At 50.3% G+C, this 25,493-nt stretch carries 23 protein-coding genes; 16 read left to right on the top strand and 7 right to left on the bottom strand.

Annotation, left to right across the window (positions count from 1 at the left end):
• The first annotated feature begins 38 nt into the window (after nucleotides 1-38).
• From M0L20_RS01480 to M0L20_RS01465, 4 genes are all read left to right on the top strand, one after another.
• On the top strand, nucleotides 39-293 hold the full coding sequence (locus M0L20_RS01480; protein WP_248475316.1) for a hypothetical protein: 255 nt from the start codon (nucleotides 39-41) through the stop codon (nucleotides 291-293).
• A gap of 31 nt (nucleotides 294-324) precedes the next feature.
• Nucleotides 325-570: a hypothetical protein gene (locus M0L20_RS01475; RefSeq protein WP_248475315.1), complete on the top strand. Its 246-nt coding sequence runs from the start codon at nucleotides 325-327 to the stop codon at nucleotides 568-570.
• Nucleotides 571-644: 74 nt separating this feature from the next.
• Nucleotides 645-1,034: a DoxX family protein gene (locus M0L20_RS01470; RefSeq protein ID WP_232559052.1), complete on the top strand. Its 390-nt coding sequence runs from the start codon at nucleotides 645-647 to the stop codon at nucleotides 1,032-1,034.
• 69 nt (nucleotides 1,035-1,103) lie between these two features.
• Nucleotides 1,104-1,814: a hypothetical protein gene (locus M0L20_RS01465; RefSeq protein ID WP_232559051.1), complete on the top strand. Its 711-nt coding sequence runs from the start codon at nucleotides 1,104-1,106 to the stop codon at nucleotides 1,812-1,814.
• An 82-nt stretch (nucleotides 1,815-1,896) separates the two neighbouring features.
• On the opposite strand, the gene M0L20_RS01460 is transcribed toward M0L20_RS01465, so the two are convergent.
• Nucleotides 1,897-2,424, bottom strand: a complete 528-nt coding sequence (locus M0L20_RS01460; protein WP_248475314.1) for a hypothetical protein — start codon at nucleotides 2,422-2,424, stop codon at nucleotides 1,897-1,899.
• A gap of 138 nt (nucleotides 2,425-2,562) precedes the next feature.
• Between M0L20_RS01460 and sufB the strand changes: the two genes are divergently transcribed.
• The 3 genes from sufB to M0L20_RS01445 all read left to right on the top strand — a co-directional run bounded on the left by sufB (nucleotide 2,563) and on the right by M0L20_RS01445 (nucleotide 7,376).
• Nucleotides 2,563-4,041 (top strand): Fe-S cluster assembly protein SufB, encoded by a 1,479-nt coding sequence (gene sufB / locus M0L20_RS01455; protein ID WP_232559049.1) that lies wholly within the window; start codon nucleotides 2,563-2,565, stop codon nucleotides 4,039-4,041.
• A gap of 162 nt (nucleotides 4,042-4,203) precedes the next feature.
• Entirely contained in the window at nucleotides 4,204-5,397 is a 1,194-nt protein-coding gene (locus M0L20_RS01450; protein WP_232559048.1) for a class I SAM-dependent rRNA methyltransferase, read from the top strand.
• 218 nt (nucleotides 5,398-5,615) lie between these two features.
• Nucleotides 5,616-7,376, top strand: a complete 1,761-nt coding sequence (locus M0L20_RS01445; protein ID WP_248475313.1) for a pyruvate dehydrogenase complex dihydrolipoamide acetyltransferase — start codon at nucleotides 5,616-5,618, stop codon at nucleotides 7,374-7,376.
• Nucleotides 7,377-7,582: 206 nt separating this feature from the next.
• On the opposite strand, the gene trxA is transcribed toward M0L20_RS01445, so the two are convergent.
• Complete coding sequence (trxA, locus tag M0L20_RS01440) at nucleotides 7,583-7,927, bottom strand: thioredoxin (protein ID WP_232559046.1); 345 nt, start codon at nucleotides 7,925-7,927, stop codon at nucleotides 7,583-7,585.
• A 114-nt stretch (nucleotides 7,928-8,041) separates the two neighbouring features.
• Complete coding sequence (locus M0L20_RS01435) at nucleotides 8,042-8,893, bottom strand: sterol desaturase family protein (protein ID WP_248475312.1); 852 nt, start codon at nucleotides 8,891-8,893, stop codon at nucleotides 8,042-8,044.
• Nucleotides 8,894-9,073: 180 nt separating this feature from the next.
• On the opposite strand from M0L20_RS01435, the gene M0L20_RS01430 reads away from it, so the two are divergent.
• A complete protein-coding gene (locus M0L20_RS01430; protein ID WP_248475311.1) occupies nucleotides 9,074-9,592 on the top strand; it encodes an acyl-CoA thioesterase in 519 nt (172 codons plus the stop codon).
• Nucleotides 9,593-9,650: 58 nt separating this feature from the next.
• On the opposite strand, the gene M0L20_RS01425 is transcribed toward M0L20_RS01430, so the two are convergent.
• The 3 genes from M0L20_RS01425 to M0L20_RS01415 form a co-directional block, all read right to left on the bottom strand.
• Nucleotides 9,651-10,079: a nuclear transport factor 2 family protein gene (locus M0L20_RS01425; protein WP_248475310.1), complete on the bottom strand. Its 429-nt coding sequence runs from the start codon at nucleotides 10,077-10,079 to the stop codon at nucleotides 9,651-9,653.
• Between the two features lie 61 nt (nucleotides 10,080-10,140).
• Complete coding sequence (locus tag M0L20_RS01420; protein WP_248475309.1) at nucleotides 10,141-11,463, bottom strand: serine hydrolase domain-containing protein; 1,323 nt, start codon at nucleotides 11,461-11,463, stop codon at nucleotides 10,141-10,143.
• Between the two features lie 35 nt (nucleotides 11,464-11,498).
• A complete protein-coding gene (locus M0L20_RS01415; RefSeq protein WP_232559041.1) occupies nucleotides 11,499-12,008 on the bottom strand; it encodes a hypothetical protein in 510 nt (169 codons plus the stop codon).
• A 230-nt stretch (nucleotides 12,009-12,238) separates the two neighbouring features.
• Between M0L20_RS01415 and M0L20_RS01410 the strand changes: the two genes are divergently transcribed.
• The 3 genes from M0L20_RS01410 to dnaE all read left to right on the top strand — a co-directional run bounded on the left by M0L20_RS01410 (nucleotide 12,239) and on the right by dnaE (nucleotide 17,143).
• Nucleotides 12,239-12,640 (top strand): hypothetical protein, encoded by a 402-nt coding sequence (locus M0L20_RS01410; RefSeq protein WP_248475308.1) that lies wholly within the window; start codon nucleotides 12,239-12,241, stop codon nucleotides 12,638-12,640.
• A 232-nt stretch (nucleotides 12,641-12,872) separates the two neighbouring features.
• Entirely contained in the window at nucleotides 12,873-13,193 is a 321-nt protein-coding gene (locus tag M0L20_RS01405; protein ID WP_248475307.1) for a hypothetical protein, read from the top strand.
• Between the two features lie 314 nt (nucleotides 13,194-13,507).
• On the top strand, nucleotides 13,508-17,143 hold the full coding sequence (gene dnaE, locus M0L20_RS01400) for a DNA polymerase III subunit alpha (protein ID WP_232559039.1): 3,636 nt from the start codon (nucleotides 13,508-13,510) through the stop codon (nucleotides 17,141-17,143).
• A 9-nt stretch (nucleotides 17,144-17,152) separates the two neighbouring features.
• Here the strand turns inward: dnaE and M0L20_RS01395 are convergent, their stop codons facing one another.
• Complete coding sequence (locus tag M0L20_RS01395) at nucleotides 17,153-17,596, bottom strand: hypothetical protein (protein WP_248475306.1); 444 nt, start codon at nucleotides 17,594-17,596, stop codon at nucleotides 17,153-17,155.
• Between the two features lie 231 nt (nucleotides 17,597-17,827).
• Here M0L20_RS01395 and M0L20_RS01390 point away from each other — a divergent pair, with 231 nt between their 5' ends.
• The 5 genes from M0L20_RS01390 (at nucleotide 17,828) to M0L20_RS01370 (ending at nucleotide 25,470) form a co-directional block, all read left to right on the top strand.
• Entirely contained in the window at nucleotides 17,828-18,868 is a 1,041-nt protein-coding gene (locus tag M0L20_RS01390) for a fasciclin domain-containing protein (RefSeq protein WP_248475305.1), read from the top strand.
• A 213-nt stretch (nucleotides 18,869-19,081) separates the two neighbouring features.
• Nucleotides 19,082-22,180 (top strand): DNA polymerase I, encoded by a 3,099-nt coding sequence (gene polA / locus M0L20_RS01385; protein ID WP_248475304.1) that lies wholly within the window; start codon nucleotides 19,082-19,084, stop codon nucleotides 22,178-22,180.
• Nucleotides 22,181-22,406: 226 nt separating this feature from the next.
• Entirely contained in the window at nucleotides 22,407-23,582 is a 1,176-nt protein-coding gene (locus M0L20_RS01380; RefSeq protein WP_248475303.1) for an MFS transporter, read from the top strand.
• 92 nt (nucleotides 23,583-23,674) lie between these two features.
• A complete protein-coding gene (locus tag M0L20_RS01375; protein ID WP_232559034.1) occupies nucleotides 23,675-24,631 on the top strand; it encodes an SPFH domain-containing protein in 957 nt (318 codons plus the stop codon).
• A gap of 110 nt (nucleotides 24,632-24,741) precedes the next feature.
• Entirely contained in the window at nucleotides 24,742-25,470 is a 729-nt protein-coding gene (locus tag M0L20_RS01370) for a universal stress protein (RefSeq protein ID WP_232559033.1), read from the top strand.
• Nucleotides 25,471-25,493 lie beyond the last annotated feature (23 nt).

The raw sequence follows: 25,493 nt of genomic DNA, 5'->3' as shown, positions 1-25,493 counted from the left end.
TACCGGGTTATCTTACAAGAAACAAATTCGCAATGATTATGACAACGCTATTAAATCCAATGCCTGGCGACGTAGAACTCATTGGTTCACGAATTGGCCGTATTGATCCCGACAACTTCCGCAATCAAAGTGGGACGGCTATGGAAGATGGAGATGACGAAGAAGTCGTTGACGATAATGAATTGAGTGACGAGCCGACCGATGAAGACGGTGATCCAACCGGTGAACATGATCATCATCAGGATGATAACTACGCCTTGGGTGGCCATGTGACCCGCTCCGGCAGTGTTTAAACGAAAAGAGAACCTTTAACCCGATCAACTTATGAATTCCGAAAATAACTATAGCCCTGCCGAAGATGACAACCAGGGTGTTGTGCAACTACTCGCCCAAGGCGAAGAGGCTAACGCGGGTGTGTCGCAAATCGAGTACTTAAGTCCGATTACGAACCAGGGCCCTGAACCCGAGAAAGCGGAGGTCAACGATTCTGACGTTGACGCCAACGGCGTTAATGACGATTTGCTGATGGAAGAAGAAGTAGAAGACGGGGATGTGGATGAAGAGGAATAGTTAGTAACGAACAAATAGGTTTGCATCTGCCAACAATATTGTTCATTATTGACCACTACTAACTCATCGAGCACATGAACAATAATCAGTTAGCGCAGCTGGTAATGCGTATAGGGCTAGGTATCAATATGTTGATGCATGGCCTTGTCCGAATTCCCAAACTAACGACGTTTGTAGCGAAAATGGGAGCGGGGTTTTCTCAGACAATCCTGCCCAGCTTTCTGACGAATGCATTTCTGTACACGCTTCCTTTCCTGGAGTTTGCCAGCGGGGTTTTGATCCTGGTGGGGGGGCAGTTTAGCCGGTGGGGTTATCTGCTCGGTGGATGCATCATCGGCGCATTATTGTTCGGCACAACGCTAAAGGAAGATTGGACCGGAGCAGGAAACCAAATGATCTACGTTATTGCTTTTTACCTGGCTTTACGCGGATTGGGCAGTAGTGACCGAAATCGGTACCGTTGACTTTTTTCGATACGTTTCCAACGAATCCCTCGCAGGGGGGCTCTGTATAGGAAACCAATCGAGTAACTAATGAAATCAACGTTGCTGTTAGTAGCCGCTTTAACCGGCAGTTTGTTTACTTTTTCCGCTTGTAATACCGAAGACGATGAAATTTCGTCGCAGCCCGGATTGCCTTATCAATCTAATTTCCAACGCGATCAGGACGGCTGGACAGCCGAAATTGTAGATTACGGTACCGCTCAGGATAGTATTATGGAATTCAAGTCGGGCTGGAAAGGCTTGCCCGCTCCTTTAGATACAACGCGTAAATCGGTGATGATCGAAAGCATGAATCGCAGCGACGACGCGTTCATGTACCTTAAAAAGAAAGTAACTGGTTTGCAGCCGAATAAAGACTATTCGCTGGTTTTTACCATTGAGTTAGCGTCGCAATATCCTGAGAATTCAATGGGTATCGGTGGTTCGCCGGGAGGCAGTGTTTATCTGAAAGCAGGCGCTACCCCCGTTGAACCCGTAAAAGAGTTGAAAGACGGCTTCTATTCACTCAACATCGATAAAGGACAGCAGATACAAGGCGGCAAGGATGCAATCGTGCTGGGAAATATAGGTACCAGTGGCGACACCGAGGGGTATAAGCTCATTACGCGTTCTAATACCGGAACTCCGTTTACGGCTCGTAGTAACGATAAAGGCGAACTTTGGCTGCTTGTCGGTACGGACTCTGGTTTTGAGGGGTTAACGACGCTCTATTACAGCAAAATTCAGGTGTCGGTAAAGTAAGCGAGCAACCTATATAATCGACTAGTTCGACTGATCGAAACAAGAGCGGGCAGGTTGGAGAACCTGCCCGCTCTTGTTTCGATCAGTCCGGGCAGTTGCCTAGGGAAGTCGTTTTATGTCGGTCAAGCAACCAGCAGTTGCCGTACACGTCGGCATAGCGAATACGCACCCGCAATGAAGAGTCAGCAAGCAGTGCCGATGTTTTTTGAACAATTGTATCGTTTTTAGCGACGAACAGCAACTCTATATCCTCACCCGATTTAAAGACATCGCCTTTCAGTACATCGCTGAATCCTTTCCCACCGGCTGTCTGAACGCCAATTTCTTCGTAGAAGAGCGAGCGCGTACTCGTGTACGTTTTTCCGCGGTAGAGTATCTCGTAGCTTTTTATGATAGCCGGACCCACCCCTTTGTTCTCAAATCCAAAATGAAGTTCCTGATCCACGTTAGAGCTGATAAGCTGTAGGTATGGCCAGACCGAAGCCTGTTGCTGATCGCGGGCGATCTTCGTCTGAAAGATAGAAACAACCAAAGCGGCCAAGCTCAGAAAGGTTGCTGAGATGCCAAGCAGCAGTTCAATGTTGATGAAACGTTTGGGGCACGCATGCAAAGAAGGGAATAGATAGGGGATTGCTCGAAATAACGGAAAGTTTCCGATATTTGTCCAACCTGCCCGGAACATACCCACCTGGCCTTTTGTTAAAAATACAACGCAACGGTGCAAAAAACCACGCGGCTAACCGAGACTATGAGCAAGGACGCTGACATTTTAGAAAGCATAACCAACGCTGAATATAAATATGGATTCGAGACGTTGATCGAAGCCGACGAAGCCCCTGCGGGCCTTGACGAAAGCACGATCCGTTTTATTTCCGCCAAGAAAAACGAGCCAGACTGGTTACTCGAAGACCGGTTGAAGGCGTTTCGGCTATGGCAGGAAATGACCGAACCCCATTGGCCTAACGTCAAATATCCCAAAATTGATTATCAGGCCATTAAGTACTATTCAGCGCCGAAGCAGAAGAAAGCGGTTAACTCCCTTGACGAGATTGACCCTGAACTGCTCGACACATTCAATCGACTGGGTATTTCGCTGAGCGAACAGAAGCGGCTTACGGGCGTAGTTGATGCGCCTGCCGGGGAGCTTCCTCGGGTGGCTGTTGATGCCGTGATGGATTCGGTATCCGTAGCGACGACGTTCAAGAAAGATCTTGCCGAGCGCGGTATCATTTTCTGCTCGATCACAGAGGCCGTTCACGAACATCCTGAACTGGTGAAGAAATACCTGGGTTCGGTTATTCCGGCCAAGGATAACTACTTTGCAGCCTTGAATGCCGCCGTGTTTACCGATGGTTCGTTCTGTTACATTCCCAAAGGCGTTCGGTGCCCAATGGAGCTTTCGACCTACTTCCGGATCAATGCCGCCGGAACCGGGCAGTTCGAGCGGACGCTGATCATTGCCGATGAAGGTTCGTACGTAAGCTACCTGGAAGGCTGTACGGCGCCGATGCGGGATGAAAATCAACTGCACGCAGCTGTCGTTGAGCTGATCGCCCACGCTGACGCCGAAATCAAATACTCGACGGTTCAGAACTGGTATCCGGGCGACAAAGACGGTAAAGGCGGGATTTACAATTTTGTGACCAAGCGCGGTATCTGCGAGGGTCCAAACGCCAAGATCTCGTGGACGCAGGTTGAAACCGGTTCGGCCATCACCTGGAAATACCCTTCGGTGATCCTGAAAGGCGACAACTCGATTGGTGAATTCTATTCGGTGGCTGTTACCAACAACATGCAGCAGGCTGATACGGGTACCAAGATGGTCCACATTGGTAAGAACACCAAGAGCCGGATTGTATCGAAAGGTATTTCGGCGGGTAAGAGTCAGAATTCCTACCGGGGTCTGGTGCAAGTGCTGAAACGGGCCGAAAACGCTCGTAACTACTCCCAGTGCGATTCGCTCCTGCTGGGTGACAAATGTGGTGCGCACACGTTCCCATACCTGGAAATAAACAATCCATCGGCGACGGTAGAGCACGAAGCAACCACGTCGAAAATCGGTGAAGACCAGTTGTTCTACTGCAACCAGCGTGGTATTCCAACCGAGCAGGCCGTAGCACTGATCATCAATGGTTACGCAAAAGAAGTATTGAACCAACTCCCGATGGAGTTCGCCGTAGAAGCACAAAAGCTGCTGGCGATCAGTCTGGAAGGAAGTGTTGGTTAATGAGATAGTTGTTTGACTAATAAGAAAGCCTCTGTGGAAACATGGAGGCTTCTTTGTTTCCGGCGATTGTCGCTTATAACACAGGAATATACGATCTGCACAGATTACCTTGGTGAATGGCAAAAAACACTGATGTATCTTTGCGGTGTTTTTCGAATACGAATGTCATTTACTAAAATATATCTACAGGCTGGACGCGACGAGGCCGTCCGGCGATTTCACCCGTGGGTATTTTCGCGGGCTATTGGGCGCTATGAGGGTAATCCCGAAGATGGTGATGTGGTTGAAGTGTATGACCGGAAAGGGCATTATCTGGCCAGCGGACATTACCACGATGGCAGCATTGCGATCCGCATTTTCTCGTTTGGCGCAACCGCCGGTGGCCCTGTAACGCCCGATGTTCCTTACTGGACAAATAAATTGACCCATATCCGTAGCATCCGACAGGCGATTGTTACGGGAGAAACAAACTGTTATCGGCTCGTTCACGGCGAAGGCGATGGGTGCACGGGCCTAATTATCGATATGTATAATGGCGTGGCGGTGTTGCAGGCGCATTCCATCGGTATGCACCGCGAGCGTCAGTTGATTACCGAAGCGCTAAGAAACGTATTCGGCGACGAACTAAAGGCGGTCTACGATAAAAGTGCCGACACGTTGCCTGACGAGTACGGAGCGAGTGTGATGAATGGTTATCTGTACGGTCGAACACCCGTACCACATCCCGTGCAGGAAAATAGCAGCACGTTTCTGGTCGATTGGATTACGGGACAAAAAACTGGTTTCTTTCTCGATCAGCGCGATAATCGTCAGTTGCTGGCCCAGTATGCCCACGGAAAAAGAGTGCTGAATGCGTTTTGTTATTCGGGTGGATTCTCCGTGTATGCCCTTGAGGCTGGAGCCAGTCTGGTCCATTCGGTCGATGTTTCGCAGAAAGCGATTGATCTAACGAATCAAAACGTGGCTGCTAACTTTGGGGAAACAGACAAGCATCAGGCGTACGCCGAAGATGTGATGCATTACCTGAAAGGCCATGATCATCAGTACGATGTCGTTGTCCTCGATCCACCCGCCTACGCCAAAAGCCTGTCGGCGCGGCACCGGGCCGTGCAGGGTTATAAACGCCTGAATGCTGAGGGGTTACGGCGGGTTGCTAAAGGTGGTATCCTGTTTACGTTCTCCTGCTCACAGGTTGTTGACCGGGAATTGTTTTACAACACCATCGTAGCTGCGGCTATCGAAGCGGGGCGGCAGGTGCGCGTGTTGCATCACCTGAGCCAGCCCGCCGACCACCCTGTTAGTCTGTTCCATCCGGAAGGTGGCTATCTGAAAGGGCTGGTCTTGTGGGTAGAATAAGTCCCTAATGCGAAGGGTGCCCTGAGCCGTAATTCTGGTACTATAACGAAATGCCTTTATTACTAGTTAATAGAGAAAACGCAAACTGACGATACAACATAGGGTCCTTTCCCTTAATTTTGACCCTCAACTGCAACGGCGGCTCACAACTCTGGGGCTGCTTGTCTTTGCAGGCTCGTCCGGTCTTTTTACAATTTGATATTTACCTCTAGCTGGATATGGCTGAATTAATCCGAATGCCCAAGATGAGCGACACAATGACCGAAGGCGTCATTGCGGAGTGGCACAAGAAGGTGGGCGATAAAGTAAAATCCGGCGATGTGCTGGCCGAAGTCGAAACCGATAAGGCAACGATGGACCTTGAGTCGTACGAAGAAGGTACATTGCTGTACATCGGCGTAGAAAAAGGTGCATCTGTACCGGTAGACGGCGTTCTGGCCATTATCGGAGCCGATGGAGAAGATTACAAAGCACTTCTCAACGGGTCAAGTGGTGGTAGCCAGGAAGCAGCCGCGCCGAAAGAAGAAGCAAAACCCGCTTCGAATGAAGCCGCGCCAGCACCGAGTGGTGGAGCCAGTGGCGAAACGTCAACCAACTTGCCTGATCCTAAAGCGGTATCGGCAGCCCCGGCAGAAAGCGTTAACGCATCGGTTATTCGTATGCCTAAAATGAGTGATACGATGACCGAAGGAACCATCGTAGCCTGGCATAAGAAAGAAGGCGATACCGTTAAATCGGGCGATATTCTGGCTGAAGTCGAAACGGATAAAGCCACGATGGATCTGGAAGCTTACGAAGAAGGTACACTGCTGTACGTCGGCGTAAAAGAAGGTTCTTCCGTTGCTGTAGACGACATCATTGCCGTAGTAGGCGAAAAAGGAGCCAATTTTAAAGTGCTGTTAGATGGCGGTGGCGCTCCGCAAACCGGTGGTCAGCAGGCTGATACCGGTGAAAGTGGTTCGCAGACAGCCGAACAAAATCCGCAAGCCGACCTTCCAGCGGATGCGGATACCGATCTGTCGTACGGCGGTGGCGAAGGAAGCAACCCCGAATCGAACGGTCGTATGAAAGCGTCGCCACTGGCGAAGCGCATTGCCGAGGAAAAAGGAATCAATCTGGCACAGGTGCGTGGTACAGGTCCCGAAGGACGCATTGTGAAGAGCGATGTTGAGTCATTCGTACCGAGCGCTCCGGCGGCTAAACCCGCTCCGGCACAACCTGCCCCCGCTGCACAGCCTGCTCCCGCTGCTTCGCAACCTGCGGCACCACAGCCGTCGCCTGCCGCTCCGCAACCACAGGGTGAATACGAAGATGTGCCTGTTAGCCAGATGCGTAAGACCATTGCGCGCCGGTTGAGCGAAAGCCTGTTTACCGCTCCACACTTCTACCTGACCATGGAAATCAACATGGACAAGGCGATGGACCTGCGTACTACGGTCAACGGTGTTAGCTCGGTGAAGGTGTCGTTCAACGATTTCGTGATCAAAGCCGCTGCTTTGGCCTTGAAACAACATCCGAACGTAAACTCATCGTGGTTGGGTGATAAAATCCGGAAATATAAATACGTCAACATCGGCGTAGCCGTAGCCGTTGACGAAGGTTTATTAGTACCGGTCGTTCGTAACGCCGATCAGAAAACGCTGTCGACCATCTCGGGCGAAGTGAAAGATTTGGCTGGCAAAGCGAAGGACAAAAAACTACAGCCAAAAGACTGGGAGGGAAGCACGTTCTCGATCTCGAACTTGGGTATGTTCGGCATTGAAGAATTCACCGCGATCATCAACCCACCTGACTCGTGTATCCTGGCCGTAGGTGCTATCAAACAAACCGTTAAGGTTGAAAATGGTGAGGTGAAGCCAACCAACGTGATGAAGGTAACGCTTTCCTGCGACCACCGTGTCGTTGACGGCGCAACCGGATCGGCTTTCCTGCAAACGTTCAAGCAACTGCTCGAAGATCCAATGCGGATGTTGGTATAAGGTCAACCAGCAGTGGTGTTGGCGGGGTCGCCCGCGCGGTTCTCAAAACCGACACCGCGACGAGCTATTCATCTTTAATAATGGAGGCTTGTCTACTGTGCTGACTAAACCGTATGGTGGTGTCGGTTTCAAGAAACCGACACCACCAACAAAGCGAAACCCCGGCTGAACGTTCAGCCGGGGTTTCGCTTTATCTATTGGGGCGATTAAACCGTGGTTGGTTCAATGGCTGCCTGTAATTTCTGTTCCAGAACGTTGCGGGGAACGGCACCGATCACTTTATCGACCAACTGACCGTTTTTGAACACCATTAACGTAGGAATGCTGCGGATACCGAATTTAGCAGGAATTTGGGCGTTCTGGTCAACGTCCATTTTAGCTACAACAGCTCTGCCTTCATATTCGCCAGCGAGTTGCTCCACAACTGGGCCGATCATTTTACAAGGACCGCACCATTCGGCCCAAAAATCTACCAAAACCGGCTTATCGGAATTAATCAGTTCGTTGAAGTTCGCATCGGTCGCTTCGACGGCATGTGATCCTGCTGCCATGAGTGAAATCTGTTTATTAAGTTTAACTTGTTTCTCTCACATAAACCGTTTTCAGGGCGATTAGTTCCGAATTCGCTAGGTTGGCTGTTACTAGACTTAATGCTGAAATTCTTTCTAACCTTGTGGCGGCTCACCTACGGGCGGACGATAGTTGCTGAACGGAATTTTCAGCAAACTGCCAACCTGAGAGTGCTCGTGGAACTCCGGGTGCGTGTCAATACCGTACTTTATGTCTTTGCCCGCCATTTCGTAGTAGGTACCAAACAGGCGATCCCAATACGGAAAAATATTGCCGTAGTTGGTGTTCGTAACTGGTAAAACGTAATGATGATGGACGTGATGCATATTCGGAGTGACAATGAACAGTCCTAACAACCGGTCGGCCCAGCGCGGCAGCTCTATGTTTGCGTGGTTAAATTGAGATAAGAGTACTGATAAAGCCTGGTAGAGAAAAACAAGCCACATTGGAGCACCGACAAGTAACACGGCCAGTAGTGTAAACGCAAAGCGGATAATGCTTTCGCCAGGGTGATGGCGGTTGGCGGTGGTTGTATCGACATAGGGGTCGGTGTGGTGAATTACATGAAATCGCCACAAAAACTTGACTTTGTGTTCAGCCCAGTGGGGTAGCCAGGCTCCAATTAAATCCAGCGACAGCAGCCCGATAAGTGCTTCAGCCCACAAGGGTAAGGAGAGCCATTGAAGTAAACCAATCTGATGCCGAATGGTCCAGTCGCTGGTGCGTAACAAGAGAAATGCCAGCAGAAAATTGACTAGAACCGTCGTAAGAGTAAAGAAAATATTGATGCCTGCATGCGGAATTTTTCGGTAGCCTGACCCCGTCAGAGAAAAGTTGAACAAGGGGACTGCACTTTCGATCAGCCAGAAAATCGCAATGCCCCCTACCAGAATCAGGCTTCGATGCAGCGATGGAATGTGTTCAAAGTAATCGACTAAACGCTCCATAGGTTTTGTCTTACTCTTTAGTCTTATTGTCTAAATATACGATTTCTGTCGCACATATGGATTGACTCGTAGGCGGTTCTTTACGGGTTAATACCAGGCTTTACCCATAACCGGTATTAGGTCCATTTGCCCGTTTCAGTTTTAGATCGTTGGTTTGTAGAATAATTGCTTATTCAACAAATGCCTCAACCCAAACTTGCCCGTGAGTCCATGACGGTGATGACCGAAATGGTACTTCCCAACGATACCAATACGCTCAATAACCTGATGGGAGGGCGACTTTTGCACTTCATGGACATTGCGGCCGCCATTGCCGCGCAAAAACATTCAAATCGTATTGTCGTGACGGCTTCGGTCGATAATGTGTCATTCGCTGAACCGATTCGGCTGGGCAATATTGTCACGATGAAAGCACAGGTGACGCGGGCCTTCAGCTCGTCAATGGAAGTATTTATCGAAGTGTGGGCCGAAGACATTCCGGCGGGGATACGCGTCAGCACTAATAGCGCCTTTTACACCTTTGTAGCGGTGGATCAGAGTGGACGACCCATCGAAGTGCCAGCGGTAGTTCCGGAAACAGATGAAGAAAAAGAGCGTTACGCCAGCGCTTTACGACGTCGGCAATTGCGGCTGGTATTGGCTGGACGCATGAATCCTATCGATGCCGTCGAATTGCGGGAGTACCTAAAAGTAGAGTAATCATCAGTCGCTAGTCGGCTTGTTTTTTTACTGAGCCGACTAGCGTCTGGTACAAAAATCAGTTTGGTAGCTTGAGTGACTGCCAGGCGACCATCTGCCACTGTTTGCCGTTGCGTACGTACACGTCGGTGTAGCGTAAGTGTGTGTTGATCGTTTCGCCATTGCTGACCGCTTTAACCATACATACACCATTAATGACCGCTGTATTGCCGTAAATGCGTACTTTGTGTTCTTCCATGTCGATTGCATCGTACTTCGACTTGCCATCGCGGATCGACTGAATATACGACTGCTTGGTATCGCTGCCGCCGTGTGAGTGCGTGTAAACAAGATCGTTGCTAAGTACTTTCTCGAGCACGGCGTAGTTCTTGCTAACCTGCGCATCGAAACGCTGCTTTTCGGCATCAAGTACCGCTTTTTCATCCGCCGATTGAGCGCGGACCAGTTGAACCAGTAACAGAAAAGAGAGGGTCAGAGCGTATTTCATAACCGGAAAAGTAGCCAATGCCTGATTCCTACCGTTCTGCTTATCACGGCGCTTGGTGAACTTATCTTTCCTGCATCTGGGTAATCGCCTGATAGACCAGCACTTTGAATTTATCGTTCAGGTCACCGTAGCTGTTCGGTACTTTCTGCGTGTAGAGTAAACCAACAATGCCTTCTTTCGGATCAACCCAATACGTTGTGCCGAAGAAACCGCCCCAATCGAACGAGCCCTGCGAAACGGGTAAGCGAGTCGCGCTGCGTTCGGAGGTGATGGAAAAGCCCAGGCCGAACTTGTTAGCCCCCTGATTCAGATCGCCAATCTGATTGGTTGTGATCAATCGTACTGTCGTTGGGCTAAGGAAACGTTTGCCGTTATACTCACCACCGTTCAGCATCATTTGCAGAAAAATAGCGTAATCGTACAGGGTAGACGAAAGGCCCGCCCCGCCCGAATAATATGTCCCGGTTTGTTTTGGATAGTCAGCCGAAATCCCGTTAAGCGATGGGAGCAGCCGTACTTTGGTGCTAGAATCTTCGGTGTACAAATTCGTCAGGCGATCCTGCTTTTGCGCAGGCAGGTAAAAATAGGTGTCGTTCATACCTAGCGGCTCAAACAACCGGGTACGCAGGAATTGGTCGAGGGTCTGACCGGAAAGCAGTTCGATCAAATAACCAGCAACGTCGACGCTCAAGCCGTAAGTCCAGCGGTCGCCGGGTTGATGAATCAGAGGTAGCGAGGCCAATCGGTTCATGGCTTCGGCCAGCGTACCTCCGGGTGCCCCGATACCACTCGGGATGTCTTTTTTAGCGTAAATCGCGACGGCTTCTTTGGTGCCAATGCTGGGGTAACTAATGCCGGAGGTGTGTGTCAGCAGGTGACGAATGGTGATCTCGCGTTTGGCCGGAACCGTCGTGTAGGTCGTATCTTTCTCGTTGTACTTGTCCAGCACCTTAGGATTCTTAAAGGCCGGAATGTATTTCGAAATCGGGTCATCGAGCAAAAATTTTCCTTCTTCGAACAGCATCATCAGGCCGATACTCGTGATTGCTTTGGTCTGCGACGCAATGCGAAAAATAGCGTCGCGTTTGAGGGGCGTTTTCGTTCGAATGTCATCCTGACCGTACGCTTTGTGGTAGACAATTCTGCCATTGCGCGCAACCAGCACGGCCACCCCCGCCTGACGACCTTGGGCAACGTAATCGTTGATAACAGCATCCATTCGTTGCAGTCGGGTGGTACTCATACCGACGGATTCGGCCGAGGCTTCCTGCAAGATCGTCTGCTTAGCAATAGCCTGAGTAGCGGTAGAGCGTGGGAGCGTTGATTGCGCCCAGGACGACAAAAAAAGACCGGCTATCAGGCCGGTCAGGATGATTTTTTTCATGGAAGAACCGGATCTAGGAACCGGTACGAAGATAGTTAATTTCGTGAGCCAGTGAAGAGTTCAGACCGGCTGATGGACGTTCCTTTTTCCAGCGTTTGGGTTGTGGCCCTGAGGGCAACTGAGTTTTTTCCCGTTGCCTGATCGACACCAAACACACCCGTTGCCTGATAGCTTCCGGTGTAGGTATTGTTGGGTGGTATAAAAATCTGGCTACTGGATTTGTCGATTACCGTAAAATCGCTGCCGTTCAGTTCTGCGGTTACCTTGAGCGATTGCTGCGGTGCTTCGATATAAATTTCTTTTGACCCGGAGCCTTTTGTAACGATGATACTAGCCGCGCCGTATTCGGCATTCAGCGGTATCGAACCGATGGTGATGATGCTTTGGTAACCCCGATCACCTCCGTTGTATGTACCGACGTACTGATCGCGGGGGTCAACATCAGGATCCGATGAAGATTTCTTACAGGCAGTCGTTAACGAGCCGACGACCGATGCGACTATCAGCAACGTACGGACTGACCGGAAAGTATGTTGAGTATTCATGATTGACTATGTGGGTTGTATCGAAACGTTTTCTATCAAACGCCGTGCCGTGTTTGTCAAGTATATAGACGCCCAAAAAAGGGTAGATTGCTATCCGATCGCGACAGAGTCGAACGCTATAATCCCGTTGTGTTCATTCGTTTTGACGACCGTAAGCGTTGTTTGCCGATCTGTAAAGTAGCTAAACAGATTACTGAGCTTATAGGAATGTACTATTCAGACCAAAAGCAGTGGGAGAATCAAACAATACCAACCGCTCGGTTGACTCAATAAATGTAGCCTTACGTTCTTTGTACGAAAGCCGTTTGCCAGAGTTTAATGAACAGATCGAACAGTGTATCAACGAATGCGGATGGGAAGAGGTTTCTAAACTGTTTTTTATGCAGGTTGATGAAGACTATTTAAACGCACCGACGAAAGTTCTCTTTGTTGGCCGGGAGACGTACGGGTGGTGGGGTGAACATAGCGAACAGGACAAGGTAGAAAACCTAATGGGTTGCTATAAAGAAACGAGCAACTTATTGCTACAGACAAATTACTTACGCACACGTATCAACTCTGCCATCCAAATACGTTACGGTGGAAAAAGGGTGGTTATACAACTCATGCTGACGAACTTATACGAACGTTAGTCCATCGCATGAATCAATAAATTGTCGATTTATGATAGATTGGGGCTTCTTGTCGTCCCTCAATTGGCAAGGAGTTACTAGCTGACTTATCTTTTGAATAGAAGACCAGAATTTCTGATTTATGAACCGATTCTACTAACACTCTTTTGTCTGCTGAGTTGTTAATGGAGCCAGTAGGCTACACCAAGCCCGACGGGCACCTCACACAATCGAATATCAATCGTTCAGTAATATGCTCATCGAATTGTATGCAAACCCCGGTTTTCAGGCCGTAGCATTGCCGGAATCGCCCATTTCCAGTCTTAATGGAGAATTGCCTGATGAAGAAACGGGTCTTGAACTGGGTGATCTGCTCGGTAGTTTCTCCTCCCGGGAAGAAGCCATAGCCGCTATCACGCAACAAGTGAGCGAACAGAATGGTCAGGTTACGGAGAGCCACAGTGCTCCTTTCAACGACTACAGTCATGTGGAATGGTTGACCGTAACGGTTCAGATGGCTAACCAGCAGACCGAAAGCCGGGCCTATTACCTGGTTACTGATGAAGGCTACTGAACCTGAACAGGCAACGAACTGAATCTAATAACAAAATCGGGAGTTTTTAGGGATACCTCGAAAACGCTGGTCAACGGACGGGCTGGTAAAGCCTGTTACTGCCACGCGTTGTCGTCACGCAGAAAACGAGATTGCTCTGGTTAAAATCACCTCACTGGCTACCGGTGGGGTGAATTTTTTTGGGGTATGATGTGGTTATCTACACGCGGTTGTCAATCAGTCCATTAGCAGAATCTTTCTAAAATTCTGCGCTCATCGTTGCCTGTTACCCGCGTAATGTGGCTATTTTTAACCCAGTAATCTGCGGACCAGTTATGCAATTCTCCCATCTCCATACGCACACTCAATACTCGCTGCTCGACGGGCAGGCTGACATCAAGAAGCTGATTAAGAAGGCTAAAGGTGACAATATGCCCGCCGTAGCGATCACCGATCATGGTAATATGTTCGGCGTCTTTGAGTTTGTGGCCGAAGCGAGCAAGCAAGGGATCAAACCCATTGTTGGCTGTGAGTTTTACGTGGTAGAGGACCATACGCGTAAGCAGTTCACCAAAGAGCAAAAAGATATTCGGTATCACCAGCTGCTGCTGGCGAAGAACCCGCAGGGGTACAAAAATCTGGCGAAGCTTTGCTCGCTGGGGTACATGGAAGGCTTGTACGGCAAGTATCCACGGGTAACCAAGGAACTGATCGACAAGTACAAGGAAGGGCTGATTGCAACGACCTGCTGCATCGGGGCCATCGTGCCGAAAACGATCCTTAAAAAAGGCGAAGAAGCCGGAGAAGCCGAATTCAAATGGTGGCTCGACCGCTTTGGTGAAGATTATTACGTTGAGCTACAGCGGCATGAGATTCCTGACCAGATCAAAGCCAACGAAGTGCTGGTCAAGCTCGCCCGCAAATACAACGTCAAGATCATCGCGTCGAACGATTCGCACTACGTTGACCGTGACGATTGGGTTGCCCACGATATTCTGCTGTGTGTGAACACGGGCGAGAAGCAAAGCACACCGTCGATGAAGGAATTCAACGACGACGAAGCAATGCCTAAAAACACCCGCTTTGCGTTTTTCTCCGATCAGTTCTATTTCAAGAACACGCAGGAGATGACGACGTTGTTCCATGACCTGCCCGAAGCCATCGATAATACCAACGAGATTGTCGATAAGGTCGAAGTCTTGAAGCTCAAGCGTGACATTTTATTGCCCAACTTCCCGATCCCAAGGGAGTTTCAGATTCATACCGACGACGTTGCCAACCAGTGGGAGTACCTCAAGCACTTGACCTATACCGGTGCCAAAGAACGCTGGGGTGACATTGATCAGACCGCCCAGGAGCGCCTTGACTTCGAGTTGTTTACGATCAAGACAATGGGTTTTGCTGGGTACTTTCTTATCGTGGCCGACTTCATCAAGGCTGGTCGTGATCTGGGCGTAATGGTAGGACCCGGTCGGGGAAGTGCCGCCGGAAGCGCCGTGGCCTATTGCATCGGTATTACCAACATTGACCCCATTAAATACGACTTGCTGTTCGAGCGGTTCCTTAACCCCGACCGGAAGTCAATGCCCGATATTGATACTGACTTTGACGATGAAGGTCGTCAGCGGGTAATCGACTACGTGGTTGACAAGTACGGCAAACAGCAGGTAGCGGCTATTGTTACCTACGGTACGATGGCGGCCAAATCGGCGATCAAAGACGTGAGCCGGGTAATGGACCTACCCTTGTCGGATGCCAACGCGCTGGCCAAGCTTGTACCCGACAAGCCGACCTACAACATGACCCTCCGTCGGATTTTCGAAGATCCTATCGACGGCCCCGGCGGACTGGCCAACGTGATTCAGCCGGAGGAGGTTGAGAATGTGCGACGAATGAGGGCGCTGGAATCGGGCGATCAGAACGTGGGTCGAACCATGAAGCTGATCGATACCGAGAAAGTGCAGAATGTGTTGCAACAGGCGCGTCGGCTGGAAGGCACAGTGCGTAACACGGGCGTCCATGCGGCTGGTATAATTATCGCTCCCGACGACTTATCGAACATCGTACCTGTTTCGACCTCGAAAGATACCAACTTAATCATCACGCAGTACGAAGGGAAAGTCATTGAAGACGCGGGCGTTATCAAGATGGACTTTCTGGGGCTGCGCAACCTGACGATCATCAAGGAATGTCTGCGGCTTATCAAGCAAAACCACGGTGGTTTGTTCGTCAATGGTGTCGAAACCGGTATCGACGACATTCCTCTGGACGATCCGAAAGCGTACGAACTGTTTCAGCGGGGTGAAACCAACGCGATTTTTCAGTTCGAATCCGACGGAATGAAAAAGCACATGAAGGACCTGAAGCCTGACCGTTTCGAGGACCTCATTGCCATGAACGCCCTGTATCGTCCGGGTCCGATTCAATACATCCCGAATTACATCAACCGCAAGCACGGTCGCGAAGAAGTCAAATACGACCTTCCCGAAATGGAAGAGTTTCTGGCGGATACGTACGGCATTACGGTATACCAGGAGCAGCTGATGCTGCTGTCGCAGAAGCTCGGCAACTTCACGAAGGGGGACGCCGACGTACTGCGGAAAGCGATGGGTAAGAAAGACCGCGCGACGCTTGATAAGATGAAGGGCAAATTCATGGATGGCTGTTCGGCCAACAAACTGAATTTGAAAACCTGCGAGAAAGTCTGGACGGACTGGGAAGCATTTGCGTCGTACGCCTTCAACAAGTCGCACTCAACCTGTTACGCCTTCGTTGCGTACCAGACTGCTTACCTTAAAACCTACTATCGGTCGGAATACATGGCTGCCGTATTGACGAGCTGCCTGGGCAACATTGAAAAAATTACGTTCTTCCTCGAAGAGTGTAAAAACCTGGGTATTCCGGTACTCGGCCCCGATGTGAACGAATCGGAGCGCGTGTTTGGCGTAAACCAGAAAGGCGAAATCCGGTTTGGACTTGGTGGTATCAAAGGAGCGGGTGATGCCGCCGTTGAAGCCGTTATCGAAGAACGAATAGCCGGTGGTGCGTACAAGGATATTTTCGATTTTGCCATTCGGGTTAATCTGCGTACCGTCAATAAAAAAACGTGGGAATCGCTGGCTTACGCGGGCGCATTCGATAGCATTGACGAATACCACCGGGCGCAATATTTTGACTTGGGCGAAGGTGATACATCGCCTTTTCTGGAGAAAATTATTCGTTACGCCAACAACTACCATACTGAGAAAGCAGCCGCTCAACAGTCGCTATTTGGTGCCATGATGGGAGGTGAACCTATGCTCAGCCGCCCTAAACCACCGACCGTACCGCAGTGGAACCAGATTGAAAAGCTTAAATTCGAGAAAGATGTCGTCGGTTTCTACATCACGGGGCACCCACTGGACGAATTCAAACTCGAACTCGATGGCTTCTGCAACTGCACGTTGGACAAGATTTTTGAAGTCAAGTCGCCCGAAATCAAGGTAGCGGGTATTGTGTCGTCGATGCAAACGAAGATCGCCAAAAACGGTAACCCGTTCTGCATTTTTAAGATCGAAGATTACAGCACGGCGGTAGAACTAGCCCTCTTCGGTGACGATTATGTGCGGATGGGTCAGTATATCGATGTTGGTCGCTTCCTGCACATCACGGGTAAAACGCAGAACCGCTGGAACTCTGATCAGCTGGAGTTTAAGGCCACGAATATTCGTTTGCTGAACGACATGCGCGAAAAATTCTGCAAAGAAATCAAGGTGTCGCTTACACTCGATGTGCTGAATGCCCAGTTGATTGCTCAGATCAATGAACTGGTCAATGCGCATCCGGGTACCTGTACGTTGTCGCTCAATGTTGTCGATCCTACCGAACGCCTTGAGGTCAGTTTACAGTCGCGGACGTTAAAAGTTTTTCCGGCTAACACATTTCTTCGGGCGTTGGAAGCGATGGACGGCGTAAGCTGTAAGGTAGCGTAGTAGCGGGGGTCAGGGGCAGTCGGTCTTTGTCAGCACGTACGCGTAGCCCTTGTTGGGTTCTTTCAATACCCATACACCCTGTTTTTCGACCCGTTCGCCTTCATACCAGGTGATGGCATCCGCTTTGAGCGTAAAGTCGAGCGCATAGCGTTGTGTTACGCCTTCGCCAGACCGGTCCCAGGTTGCCTGAATTTGACTACCCTTGACCGTACCCTGAATCGATCCTTTTGCCCGGTCTTTCTCGTAGGGGTTAATGTCCAGGAATCCGGTTGCGGTTGCTTCATGCGTGATCAAGCGAAGGGTTGTGGTATCTCGCCCCATAATTTGCTGAAAGCACAGCGTGTCAGGAGCAACGGATGGGCTGGTCGACTGAGTAGCTGTGGATTCATTGGACGAACGATTCTGACAGCTACAGGCCAGCGCGAGACTAATTAGGAGCAGAGGGCGAATCATGGTGGCTGAACTAGGAAAAATACTGTTATCAGAACGGTTGAAAGCACGGATAGTTTGCTGATTCGGTGTGGGATCCTTCTCGATGGTGTCAACTGATACCTCAAACTAAGTATTAAGACAACGTCTGATAAATATCAGGGTGGGCGTAAGAACAAAACAAATAAACCCTCGTTCCTTTACAGAACGAATGCAAACAAATCCTTGTGTTTGTTCTCTAACCCCAAATCTATCATGGTTTCCAATCACCACTCGTCTCGTGAACGAGCGTGGAGTCTGCTACCGGCTCTGTTCGTCGTTCTCCTTCTCTCGTTTTCAGCCTGTAAGAAAAACGACGACAGCACACCAACCCCATCGACGGTCAACGATCTGATCAACAACGGTAATGGATCATCAAATCAGTTTACGATCTTCCGAACGGCTGTGCGGCAGGCCGGGCTGAGTGGAGCGTTGAGTCAAGCGGGCAACTACACCGTTTTCGCACCGACCAACGCGGCTTTCCAGGCGTTTGGGTATGCAGATACGAACGCAATCAAAGCGGCTCCTGCTACATTACTAACCGCCGTTATTCAGTACCACATACTGACCAGCAAGCTTACGGCGTCGGCTATTCCAACGGCGGTCAACACACCCGTACAAACGCTGTCAGGGGGAACGCTTTACATTACTAAAGGAGCCTCTACATCGGCAACGTCTACTACGGCGACTTCCGCTACGGCTATTTCGGTAAACGGCGCTCGCGTGGTTTCGACCAGTGGGGAAGCCAGCAACGGGATCGTACACGCTATTGATCGGGTGCTGTTGCCGCCTGTTTTCGGTGATGTCGCTACGACCATTCAAGGTATTCCAACCATCCTGCCGACAGCTTCATTCACGTACTTGAATGCCGCTGTGACCCGGGCCGGGCTGGTTAGCTCGTTAACGGCTACGTCGGGCGGACCGATCACGGTATTTGCGCCGACCGATGCGGCCTTCACGGCGTCGGTGCCTAGCCTGACATCGGTAGCGGCTGTCAGTGCGTTACCCGTAGCGCAACTTCAGCAAATACTGGCTTATCACATCGTTCCTAACAACCGCTTATACACCCCGTTGATTACCAATGCATCTAGCCTGTCGACGGTGCTGCCCGGATCGATCCTGACAGCCGGTGTCAGCACAACGGGCGTGACAGTAACAGGTAAGAGCAACGGTACTTCGGCTTCTAACATTACAGGTCCTGACATCACGGCGTCGAATGGTGTTGTGCACATCATTGATCGATTACTGCTTCCGTAGTCGACTAATTCGATACTCATTTTGCCAACAAGCCGCTCCCCAACTAGAGCGGCTTGTTCTGTTTTAAAGACAGACTTGACCGGAATCAAAACCCAATGCGGACTGTTGTGTTTATAGGGTATAATCAGCTCTGACCATCAATTTGTCGGGTTCACATCGCGCGATTGTCCGTAAGACTTTCGACCTTTGGCGCCTTGACTTGCGACCTGTATAATGGCCAAACCACAAAAAAAACTCTTTCTGTTAGACGCGCTGGCGCTTATTTACCGCGCCCATTTTGCTTTCAACAAATCACCCCGTATCTCGTCGCGCGGGGTTAACACGTCGGCTATTTTTGGTTTCATGAACGCCATGATCGAGGTGCTGACCAAAGAAAAACCGACGCACATCGGCGTTGCGTTCGACTCCTCGAAGAAGACGTTCCGCCATGAGCAGTTTCCGCTGTACAAAGCCACCCGGCAGTCGCAACCCGAAGATATCAGCGTCGCAACGCCTTACATCAAAAAGATCGTTGAAGCGATGCACATCCCTATCCTGATTCTGGAAGGGTACGAGGCTGATGATATTATCGGAACCATCGCCAAAAAAGCGGCTCTGGCTGATTTCGAGGTGTACATGATGACACCCGACAAGGATTATGGTCAGCTGGTGGAGGAACACGTTCATATTTACAAACCGGCTTTCATGGGCAAACCCGCTGAGAAGCTGGGCGTACCTGAAGTGCTGGAGCGTTGGCAGATCGAACGAATCGACCAGGTGACCGATATGCTGGGTCTGATGGGCGATTCGGTGGATAATATTCCTGGTATTCCGGGAGTAGGTGAAAAGACAGCACAGAAGCTGATTGCTGATTTTGGCTCCGTTGAAAACCTGATTGCTAATGCTGATCAGTTAAAGGGCAAGCTTAAAGAAAACGTCGTCAATTATGGGCAGCAAGGCTTACTGTCGAAGCAGCTGGCGACGATTCACCTTGATGTGCCGGTCGCGTTTGATGAAGACCTGCTGCGGCATACCGAATACGATAAGCCCCGCCTGTCGGCTTTGCTGGACGAACTGGAGTTTCGGCAGATGAAAACCCGTCTGCTGGGTCCGAATTACGACGAGAGTCCAGCGGCTGACTCACCGAAAAAACCGGCCTCGGGACAGATGGATTTGTTTAATTCGCCGGGTGGTGATGCGCCAGCGTTTCTTCCTTTCCCGAACATGGGACGGTCCGGCGATCCGGCGCTGAACCCATCCGGTGCAGAAGACTTGCCGTTTGATTTTGGTTCGGTCGGCAACGCGCCTGCGGCTAGCGAGCCAGTCGAAAAGCCGAAGACGAAAGCCAAACGAACTAGCGTAAAAGCACCGGTAGCTTCCGCGTCGGCAGCGACGCCCGATGTCGTGACCGATTCGTCAACGATTGAAGGGGGGGAGAAAGTCACCGCAGAACCCGATCAGCCAGCTTATCTCGACGTGTATCCCGACTACGAGATTGACGAGAATCAGCCCGAACGTCGGAAAACGATTGCATCGGTCAAGCACGATTACCGGCTGGTCGATACTCCCGAGTTGCGGGCGAGTCTGGTTCACTACCTGAGTTTGCAGGAAAGTATCTGCTTTGACTCCGAAACAACCGCCATCGATCCGGTCGAGGCCGATCTGGTTGGTCTGTCATTCTCGTACCGAACAGGCGAAGCGTTTTATGTACCCGTACCAGAAAATCGGGAAGAAGCGCAGGCCATTGTTGATCAGTTTAAGCCCGTCTTTGAGAATCCGGCGATCGGTAAGATTGGTCAGAATCTGAAATACGACCTGCTGATGCTCAAAAAGTATGGCGTAGAGGTGCAAGGTAAGCTGTTTGACACCATGATTGCGCATTACCTCATTGAGCCCGAAATGCGTCATAACATGGACATGATGGCAATGACTTATCTGAATTACCAGCCGGTTGAAATCGAATCGCTGATTGGTAAAAAAGGGAAGGGGCAGCTGTCGATGCGCGATGTGGAGGTGCAAAAAGTAGTTGAGTACGCGGGGGAGGACGCTGATATTACGCTTCAACTGAAAGAAACGTTTGCGCCCCGGCTCGAAAAAGATAATCTACACAAGCTGTTCGATCAGGTTGAGATGCCGCTCGTGCAGGTGCTGACGGATCTGGAGCTGGAAGGCATTACTATCGATACCAATGCGCTGGCCGAACTATCTGCAACGCTTGATACCGATATGCGGCAGGTGCAGCAGGAAATCTTTGCTATCGCGGGGGATTCGTTCAACATCGGCTCGCCGAAGCAGTTGGGTGAAATTCTGTTCGATAAACTTAAACTTGATAAGAACGCTAAAAAGACCAAAACAGGTCAATACGCCACGGGCGAAGAGGTGTTGTCGAAACTCGAAGAAGAGCACGAAATTGCCCGTAAAATTCTCGATTACCGTGAGTTGATCAAGCTCAAAAATACGTACGTGGATGCGCTGCCGTTGCTGATCAGTAAGCGTACAGGACGGATTCATACCTCATTCAACCAGGCCGTCGCATCGACCGGGCGGTTATCGTCGGCGAATCCGAACTTGCAAAACATTCCGATTCGGACCCCACGTGGTCAGGAAATTCGGAAGGCTTTTGTGCCGCGTGGACCGGAATTCCTGATCATGTCGGCCGATTACTCGCAGATCGAACTGCGGATTATGGCGGCTTTCAGTGGTGATCAGACCATGCTTGATGCGTTCAACAACGGCGTCGATATCCATACCCAGACGGCCAGTAAAGTTTTCCACGTACCCATCAGCGAGGTAACGGGCGATATGCGCCGGAAAGCCAAAACCATCAACTTCGGGATCATCTACGGTATTTCGTCGTTCGGACTGGCGCAGCGATTGAAGATTCCCCGCAAGGAAGCCGCTCAAATTATTGAGGAATACTTCGGTGAGTTTCCGGCGGTAAAAGCGTACATGGACCAGAGCATCGAGAAAGCACGGGGCTTTGGCTATGCCGAAACAATCCTGGGTCGCCGTCGGTACCTGCGTGACATCAACTCGCGGAACGTAACGGACCGGATGTTTGCCGAACGTAACGCCGTCAACGCCCCAATTCAGGGAAGTGCCGCCGATATGCTCAAGATCGCCATGATCCGTATTCATGAGTTTATGCAGGCCGAGCGGCTGAAATCGAAGATGATTCTGACGGTGCATGATGAACTTGTATTTGATGCTCACCGCGACGAAATCGATCTGCTACGCGAGCGGGTTAATGACATTATGAAAAATGCGATCCCGATGGCTGTGCAGATGGAAACCGGTATCGGTACCGGCGAAAACTGGCTGCTGGCACACTAAGCGATTCATCTTATCTGGAAGTGCCCCGGTCCCACAACGTTTGTCTGGACCGGGGCCTTTTTGTGCAATTGTATTAGGTAATCAATAAACTAGACTATTCGTAGAGCAGGGAACATTTTTGCACTTTTTTTATTTTCCTGATTAAATAGCCTTCAATTAGTGGAGGTTATTGTGAATTTTCTAAGTAGATAAATTCACGAGCTGTCAGAAAATTAGTACGCTGCAAATGAAAAAGAGCTTATTACCTCTCACTATTGGAGGGTTCGGCATAGGCATGACAGAGTTTGTCATGATGGGTATTCTGCCGGATATCGCCAACTCGCTCCACATTTCGATTCCCGTTGCTGGCCATTTGATTTCGTCGTATGCGCTTGGCGTGGTCTTGGGAGCACCCTTGCTGGTGGGTATTGCCGGAAATTATCCTCCCAAAAAGATATTGCTGGGGCTGATGGCCCTGTTTACGTTTTGTAATGCACTCTCGTCCTTTGCCCCTAATTATGAGATCATGATGATGACCCGCCTGCTGTCGGGTCTGCCGCATGGTGCGTTCTTTGGTGTAGGGGCCGTAGTCGCAAGCCGGTTAGCCGGTAAAGGAAAAGAAGCGCAGGCTATTTCGATGATGTTCGCGGGGCTTACGGTGGCTAATATCATCGGCGTTCCGCTGGGAACATACATCGGCCATACGATGAGCTGGCGGATTACCTTTATCCTTATTGCTGTCGTTGGATTGATTACGATGCTGTGCATTCAAAAACTGCTCCCGGAGATGCCCGTCGTTGGCGAATCGAATCTGCGCAAGGATTTGAAGCTGTTTACGCGCGTTGAGCCCTGGCTTATCTTAGGAATTACGGCTATCGGTACGGGCGGCTTGTTTGCGTGGTTCAGTTATATCGCTCCCTTGCTGACCGAAGTAGCCGGTTTTGGTAGCGATCAAATTACCTGGATTCTGGTATTGGCCGGTCTGGGAATGGCCGTTGGTAACCTGATTGCCGGACGAACGGCTGATATGATGTCGCCCATCAAGGCTACGGCCCTGTTTTTGCTGCTGATGTCGGTCTGTCTGATGGTCGTTTACTTCGTTGCTCCCTTCAAAGGGCCGTTGTTAGTCATGACGTTTGTTACGGGAGCCGTTGCGTTTTCACTAGGAGCACCTATTCAGATTCTGATGATTCGGGCCGCCAATGGTTCCGAAATGCTGGCTTCGTCCGTTAGTCAGGCTGGCTTTAACATTGGTAATGCGTTGGGCGCTTACCTCGGCGGTCTGCCTATTGCGGCTGGTCTGGGTTACACCTCGCCTGAATGGGTAGGGGCCATGCTGGCCTTTGCCGGATTCGTATTAGCGATGACAGTGTACTTCCGTCAGCGCAATGTGGCAAGTTTTGAACTCGCTGCCGGCAATTAGGCTGGCCGATCTGACAAAAAAAGACAAGCGTATCAACGGATTCTGTACCTTACTACAGAATCCGTTTTGTTTGTATCTATCCGTTTTAGCTAATGACCTTTCTAGGCATACTCTTTGTCCTCGTGCTGGTTGCCGCGTTCCTCTCGATTGTGATTGTGCAACAGGGAACGGTAGCCGTTGTAACCATCTTCGGGAAATATGCTCGGGTAATGGGGCCGGGGCTGAACTTTAAAATCCCGTTTGTCGAGGTTATTTATCGCCGTATTTCGATCCAGAACCGCTCCGTCGAACTGTCGTTTCAGGCCATTACCGCCGATCAGGCCAATGTCAACTTCAAAGCGATGCTGGTCTATTCGGTGCTGAACCAGGAAGAAGAAACGATCAAAAATGTAGCCTTCAAATTCATTGACGAAGCGTCGTTCATGCAGGCATTGGTTCGAACCATCGAAGGCTCGATCCGTAGTTTTGTGGCGACCAAACGACAGGCTCAAATTCTGGCCCTTCGATCAGAAATTATTGAACACGTTAAGTCGCAACTGGACACTTTACTCGAAAGCTGGGGCTATCACCTGACGGATCTACAACTGAACGATATTGCGTTTGACGAAGTGATTATGCGGTCGATGGCGCAAGTGGTTGCTTCGTCGAACCTCAAAGCTGCCGCCGAAAACGAAGGACAAGCGCTGTTAATCACCAAAACAAAGGCTGCCGAAGCGGACGGGAACGCCATCAAGATCTCCGCTGAGGCCGAAAAAACAGCGTCGCAGTTGCGTGGTCAGGGTGTGGCTCTGTTCCGGGAAGAAGTGGCGAAGGGTATGGCCGAATCGGCAAAAGTCATGACCGAAGCCAATCTCGATGCATCCCTGATCCTGTTCTCGATCTGGACCGAAGCGATCAAACATTTCGCTGAAAACGGGAAAGGCAACGTTATCTTCTTGGATGGTTCGACCGAAGGTATGGAAAAAACAATGAAGCAGATAATGGCCGTCGAAACCATGAATAGCGGTAGCGGAACAGGGCGTATCATAACACCCCCGACGACCCGATAAACGGGTAGCATCGCTTACATGCGGGTATCAAATGCAGACAAAAATTGATGGATTGCCGGGAATGTTGGGCGTTTCGTTTGTTGTGATTACAAATCCCTGTTCACGCAATTATGACAAACCTGCTTTTTCCTACCGATTTTTCGTCAAGTTCGACCGCTGCCCTCGACTGGGTACGGCTTTTTGCCCGTAAGACCGGTGCAACCATAACACTCTTGCATGTCTACCAACCGATGATTCCAGATACGACGTTACCAACCGTTGGTGATCCCGGTTTTGGCTTGGTAGCCTCTCAGGAAATTGAAGAAATTAGCCGTCAGCGTTTGTTGCAGCTCGAAGCAGAGTTACAGGCCGAAGGGTTTTCGGTCCGGGCGGAGTGGCGAATTGGCAGCGTTGACGACGAAATCTTAGATGCTGCCAAAGGGCTTTTTGCCGATCTGATCGTAATGGGCCGCAGCGATCTGAATACGTTTTTCGACCGGCTGGCGGGTAGCGCCGTGTCCGATGTGGCTGACGAAGCCGTTTGTCCGGTGCTGATTGTTCCAATTACAACCGAAGGGCAAGCCGTTCGTCCGGCTCAGGTGCATACCATTGTGTATGCCATGCAGCCAAAAACGACGCAAAGTGTAGTATCTGCCCAGACCGATTCGCTAATTGATACGTTCGATGCCAAGCTTTCGGTGTTGACGGACGATCAACTCGACAACGCACATGCTGACCTGATTGTGATGCAATTATACCCCGAAGCAGGTTTTCTGGATAAACTGCTGCACCCCAACCGCACCGCTCGTCTGGTAGAAAAATCGACCGTACCCGTGCTGGTCTACCACCGGGAAAAATAGATAAAAAGGCCTCATAAGAACGA

This window comes from Spirosoma liriopis, assembly GCF_023196085.1.
GTDB lineage: Bacteria > Bacteroidota > Bacteroidia > Cytophagales > Spirosomataceae > Spirosoma > Spirosoma oryzicola.
The sequence above is the reverse complement of the archived record's forward strand: the minus strand, read 5'-3'. Positions and strand labels throughout refer to the sequence as shown.